The sequence below is a fragment of the Acidimicrobiales bacterium genome (assembly GCA_035512495.1).
Classification (GTDB): domain Bacteria; phylum Actinomycetota; class Acidimicrobiia; order Acidimicrobiales; family CADCSY01; genus DATKDW01.
In genome coordinates this window covers 1-5868 of the sequence record DATKDW010000046.1, presented here as the reverse complement: position 1 = coordinate 5868, position 5868 = coordinate 1, and the positions used below count along the sequence as shown (strand labels likewise).

The 5868-nt window shown below is 72.1% G+C and carries 5 protein-coding genes; 2 read left to right on the top strand and 3 right to left on the bottom strand.

All coding sequences use genetic code 11. The features are described 5' to 3' along the window. From VMN58_05960 to VMN58_05950, 3 genes are all read right to left on the bottom strand, one after another. A partial coding sequence (locus tag VMN58_05960; protein HUF32735.1) for an AMP-binding protein occupies positions 1-919 on the bottom strand: 919 nt, incomplete at its 3' end. 72 nt (positions 920-991) lie between these two features. Then, positions 992-2737: a hypothetical protein gene (locus tag VMN58_05955; GenBank protein HUF32734.1), complete on the bottom strand. Its 1746-nt coding sequence runs from the start codon at positions 2735-2737 to the stop codon at positions 992-994. A gap of 84 nt (positions 2738-2821) precedes the next feature. Then, entirely contained in the window at positions 2822-3763 is a 942-nt protein-coding gene (locus VMN58_05950) for a sigma-70 family RNA polymerase sigma factor (protein ID HUF32733.1), read from the bottom strand. 170 nt (positions 3764-3933) lie between these two features. Between VMN58_05950 and VMN58_05945 the strand changes: the two genes are divergently transcribed. Both VMN58_05945 and VMN58_05940 read left to right on the top strand, forming a co-directional pair. After that, positions 3934-5094 carry an acyl-CoA dehydrogenase family protein gene (locus tag VMN58_05945; protein ID HUF32732.1) on the top strand — a complete coding sequence of 387 codons (1161 nt, stop codon included), beginning with the start codon at positions 3934-3936 and terminating at the stop codon, positions 5092-5094. Positions 5095-5153: 59 nt separating this feature from the next. Next, entirely contained in the window at positions 5154-5621 is a 468-nt protein-coding gene (locus VMN58_05940; protein ID HUF32731.1) for a hypothetical protein, read from the top strand. Positions 5622-5868: the final 247 nt, after the last annotated feature.

Here is a 5868-nt window from a genome sequence, read left to right as displayed (position 1 = left end):
CCGACGAGACGACGACCTTGAGTGACGAGATGTCCCAGCGCTCCGGCTCGGCATCGAGCGCGGCCAGGATCGGGCGGGCGAACGCGTCGCCGACGATGGCGGTGTTGTTGACCTGCTTGTCCTGCACGGCGTCGAGCAGCTCGACGGGATCGAAGCTCGACGTGGTGAGCGTCACGACCGACCCGCCGACGGTGAGGGCGGTGAAGGCGTTGAACGCACCGGTGCCGTGCATCAGCGGGCATGCCGGCAGGGTCCGGATGCCGGGGGTGGAGACGGCCTGGCGCAGGTGGTCGAGGTCGGCGTCCTCGGGCAGCTTGCGGGCCCGGGGGGCGCCGTCGTTGAGGACCAGGAGCAGGTCGTCGCTGCGCCACATGACGCCCTTCGGCATCCCGGTCGTGCCGCCGGTGTAGAGCAGGTAGAGCGAGTCGTCGGAGCGGCCCCACGGGCTCGACGCGCGGCTCGCGCCGCTGGTGGCGGCCGCCTCGAACGACGTCGCCCACTCCGGGCACGCGCCGTGCCCGTCGTCGACCCACAGCCAGACCCGCACGCCCGGTACCCGGTCACGGATGTGCTCGACCCGCTCGGTGAACTGCCCTTCGAAGACCACGGCCGAGGTGTCGGCGTTGTCCCACAGGTAGAGCAGCTCGTCCTCGACGTAGCGGTAGTTGGTGTTCACCGGGGCGAGGCCGAGCTTGAACGAGGCGAAGACCGCCTCGAGGTACTCGGGCCGGTTGGTGAGGTACTGGGCGACGCTCGTGCCCTCGGCGACGCCGCCTTCCAGCAGCGCGGCGGCGACGCCATCGGCCCGGGCGTCGAAGTCGCCCCACGTCCGGACGAGGTCGCCGTGCAGCAGGGCAGGGGCCTCGGGGAGGGTCTCGGCGACCGTCTCCCAGGCGTCGGCGAAGTTCCATCCGGGCATGCCCGGCACCCTACGCAGGGCTCGCCCCAGCCCTGCCCATCGGGAACTGCCGGTGCTGGTGTCGCGCGCCGTTCAGGCGGCGCGTCGGCGGCGTGTGCCGAGCCCGGTGAGCCCGACCACGAGCAGCACGGCGATGCCAGCGACCCACGGGTGGTGGGCGGTGCGGGGGTCGCCCGAGTAGCTGGTGCGGGCCAGGTCGACGCCGGTGACCGCATCGCGCTCGCCGCCGGGCCCCCTGACGCCCGGAGGTGGACCAGCGTGGTCGGCCCGTCCTGGATCGAGCGGCCTGCGCCCCGGACCGTCGTCGTCACCGCCGGCGTCAGCGTCCGGGTCCCGCTCGGGGATCCCCACCGTCCAGCGCTCGCTGCCGTCGGCCTGGGCCTGGCGGGCGTAGGCCAGCCACACGTCGCCGAGACCGTCCGTCGCCTGGCGGAGGAGCTCGTTGTCCCAGCCGTTCGCCGGCACGCCAGCGCCGGCGTGGCCGTCGGCCTGGCAGGCGAGCTCCCCGTCGGCCCATGCCGCTGGCTGCGTGGAGGCAACCCAACCCCCGTCAGCGGTCCGGCACGCGACGGGCAGCGCCGACTCGCAGGGCCGCGAGTCGAACCGGCCGTCGTCGCCCTGGGCGGCGCACGCCGCCGCCGGGTCGTCCGGGTCGGCGTCGTCCCGCCAGCTCCACACCAGGGCCGGCAGGCGCTCGTCGCCGGGGTGGATCTGGTCGAGGCCCGGGAAGTTCACGCCGCAGCGGACCATGGACGCGGCGACCTCGGGCGAGATGTGCGACCCGCCGTTGACCATCAGGGACAGGAACGTGGAGTCCTCGAAGCGGCGGACGAAGGTGTTCTCGTAGTCGCGTGCTTCCCGCTCGGCCTCGCACGTGGTGCCGGCGAGGTAGTCGGTGACCGAGCCACCTTCCTTCCACACTCCACCCCGCTGGAACACGAAGTCGGTCCAGCCAGCCGGGCCGCAGTTGCCGGTGACGAGCACCTGGGCACCGCCGGCGAGGAGCTCCCGCTTGGTGCGGGTGAGGGGCAGGTCCTGGCAGTCGGCGTTCGGTTCAGGCCGGTACAGGAGGTCGCCGAGGTGGCGATCGAGCGACTCGACCGCCGAGGCGTGGGCGGCGTCGGACCCGTCGAGCTGGTTCTCGAGGTACAGCACCACCAGCTCGCCCTCGGCCTCGGGGCGCTCGAACCAAGCGGCCAGCTCGGCCAGGTGGTCGTCGAAGGTGCGGTCGACCGAGCAGCCGGGGTGGACCGAACCGGCCGGGGTCTGCGCCGACTGGCCGTGGCACTGCACGACGGCGCGGAAGCCGTGCTCGGGGTCGCCCGTCGGGTGCGGGGTCCAGTGCAGGTCGATCTCGATGCCCCGCATGCCGAGTCGCAGCTGGTCGGTGACCGAGACGACCTGGTTGGCGTCATTGATGGTGAGCGACGGGTCGTACGCCGTCGAGTTGCCGGAGTTGTGCGTGCTCGGGATCAGGGCCTCGAGGAGCGGGACGTCGAGGTCCAGCTCCCGTTGCAGGTCGAGGGCCCGGGCGACCCAACCCTGCTCGTAGGCCTGCATCGCGGACTCGTGGACCGGCCGGCCGTCGATCGAGGGGCACACCGGCTCCTGCGCGGGCGGCACCCGACGGCAGTGCTGGGCGGCGAGCCAGATGGCGCGCTCGAGCCCGCCGCAGGTGCGGGGGCCGGCTTCGGGTACGGCGGTGAGCGGGTCGCACGCCTCGACGGCATCAGCCGTCGACTGGGCGACCGCCGGTGGGGCGGTGATCAGCGGCAGCGCGCCCAGGGTGGCGAGCGCCACCACCGCTCGCACCAGCAACCCCGACCATGACCTGTGACCGTGCACGACACTCTCCCCGTAGACCTGGGGAGAGGTTCGCTGCGGAGGTGGCTGTGCCCTGCCCTACGACGCGAGATCGGCGAGGATGCCGGCGTTGGCCGGGTGGCGCAGCTTGCTCATCGCCCGGGCCTCGATCTGGCGGATGCGCTCCCGGGTGAGGTCGAAGTGGCGACCGACCTCGTCGAGGGTGCGGGGCTCGTGGCCGTCGAGTCCGTAGCGCAGGATCAGGATGCGCTGCTCTCGCTCGTCGAGGCCCTTGAGGCCAGCGAGCACGTCGCCGCGGGTGGCCTCGGTGACGGCGTCGCCCTCGGGGTCGTCCTCGGCCACGGCGGCCAGGTCGCCGAGCGTCATGTCGCCGTCGTCGGACAGGCCGTCGTCGAGGGACTTGGCGATGCGGGCCGAGGCGAGGATCTCCTCGATCTTGGCCGGCGGGTGGCCGACCTCGACGGAGAGCTCGTCCAGGGTGGGCGGGCGGCCGAGCTTGGACTCGAGCATGCCGCGGGCCTTGTCGATCTGCTTCAGCAGGTCGTGGGCGTGCACCGGGAGGCGGATCGTGCGGGCGGTGTTGGCCACGCCGCGGGTGATGGCCTGGCGGATCCACCACGTGGCGTAGGTGGAGAACTTGAAGCCCTTGCGGTGATCGAACTTCTCCACCGCGTGGATGAGGCCGAGGTTGCCCTCCTGGATCAGGTCCAGCAGCGGCAGCTCGGTGCGGTGGTACTTCTTGGCGATGGAGACCACGAGGCGCAGGTTCGCGTTGACGAACTGCTCGGTGGCCCGGTCGCCGGCGCGCACCTGGCGGCGCATCTTGGCCTTCTCCGAGGGGGAGAGGTCATCGTCGGCGGCGAGGCGCTCGCGAGCCTCGACACCCGCCTGCACCAGAGCGCCGAGGCGGGCCTCGTCCTCCTTGGTGAGCAGAGCGTGGCGCCCGATGTCGTTCAGGTACAGCCTGACGATGTCCTCGTCGGACTCACCTGAGCGTGTGGCGCGTGCTGCGGGACTCACGGAAACGAGGACCTCCAAGAAGCGGGGCGAATTGCGTTCGGGTACACAAAAGTGCAACCGGTTGGTGGCACCGGCACAGGCCCGACTTCCGATGGTAACCCGAAACGGGCGCGCAGCGGGAAGAAAACCGGACGGGATCTGGGACCGGAGACGGGTCCTAGTGTGCCGCCGTGGACTTCGACTTCCCACCCCAGGACGACCCTCGCCGCCTCGCCGTGCGGGAGTGGCTGACCGCCAACCCCGAGCCGACGGGGCGCCAGCTGGCCGAGGCCGGCTACGTCGCACCCCACTGGCCCGAGCCGTGGGGCCTCGACGCCGATCCGATCCATCAGATCATCGTCGACGAAGAGCTCGCCGCCGCCGGGATCAAGCGCCCGTCGAACATGATCGGCATCGGTTGGGCTGGTCCCACCATCCTCCACGCCGGCACCGGCGAGCAGAAGGAGCGGTACCTGTTGCCGCTCCTCGCCGCCGAGGAGATCTGGTGCCAGCTGTTCTCCGAACCCGGTGCCGGTTCCGACCTGGCGAACCTCGGGACCCGGGCGGTGCGCGACGGGGACGAATGGGTCGTCAACGGACAGAAGATCTGGACCTCGATGGCCCACCAGTCGGCGTTCGGGATCCTCATCGCCCGCACCGACCCCGACGTGGCCAAGCACCAGGGCATCACCTACTTCATCTGCCCGATGGACGCCGAGGGCATCGAGATCCGCCCCATCATCGAGATGACGGGCGGGCACACCTTCAACGAGGTCTTCCTCACCGACGTGCGCATCCCCGACGCCAACCGCGTCGGCGACGTCCATGGCGGCTGGGCGCTGGCCAAGGTCACCCTCGGCAACGAGCGGGTCTCGCTGTCCTCCGGCGGTGCCCTGTGGGGGATGGGGCCGGCGGCTTCGGACCTGCTCGACGAGGTCCGGTCCGGGGGCGGGTGCGACGACCCCGTCGTCCGTGACCGCCTGGCCCAGCTCCACATCGAAGCCGAGCTCCTGCGCCTCATCCGGCTCCGCACCGTCACGGCCCGGATCCGGGGGGAGCAGCCCGGTCCCGAGGCGTCGATCCGCAAGATCCTCGCCGACGAGCACGGCCAGCGGATCATGGAGCTCGCCAAGGACCTGGCGGGCGCCCACGGCATGCTCGAGCACCAGCGGGCCGGTGGCAGCCCCGACCTGTGGGGCTGGCACTTCGGCTACCTGTTCGCCCCGGCCCTCACCGTCGGCGGCGGCACCGGCGACGTGCAGCGCAACATCGTCGCCGAGCGGGTGCTCGGTCTGCCCCACGACCTCGACGTCGAGGCCGGGAAGAGCTGGGCCGACGCGCGACGGGGGTGACCCATCTACGAAGGTCCTGAGTTCCGTCCGGTGGCGGCTGCCGTGCCAGCATTGGCGCCATGACCCTGGTCGAGCCCGAGGTGGCCACTGAGCCCGCGACCCCCGACGTCGATCCGGCCCTGATCGCCGCCGAGATCGGCAACGACGGCGTGCTGAAGCGCAAGTCCAAGGTCCGCGCCTTCACCCCGTTGCCCGGCGTGCCCGAGGGGACCCCGGGCAAGGTCGTCCTGGTCAACGGCTGGGACCTCTGGATCCGCTACCACGTCATGTTCGACAACGGCGTGAACCTCGGCTCGATCAACCGCGAGCACCTGGTGCCCGCCAAGCAGTACGACGAGATGGTCGACAAGCGCCGCCACGCGCTCGAGTCCGGCGCCTTCGACCGGGCCGAGGCCGAGGAGGCCGCCGCCGAGGGCGGTGAGGCCGATGCCGTGTCCGGCGAGGCCCCCGTCGTCAACGGCGTCTCCATCCCGCCGCACCTCATCGAGCGCTCGGCCGCAGCCCGCAAACGGCTCACCGGGGCGTAGTCCGACTCAGCGGGGCGCCAGCTCGGACCGGGATGCTCGGCACGCCTCAGATGCGTCGGCCGCGGCCCAGAAGCGACACGGCTACGCGGTGAGGGTCCCCGACGCCCGGGCGAGTGCCGCCTCGGCCTCGGCCACGAACCGCTCGACCAGCTCGGCGGCGGGGACCAGGTCCTGGATGCCGCCGGCGCCCTGGCCGGCGGGCCAGAACTCCTTGTCGGGGTCGAGGCCCTCGGGCCGGCCCTCGGCG

Excerpts from the sequence above, each read along its gene's own strand:
- VMN58_05940 (HUF32731.1), top strand. The coding sequence starts at position 5,154 with ATGACCCTGGTCGAGCCCGAGGTGGCCACTGAGCCCGCGACCCCCGAC.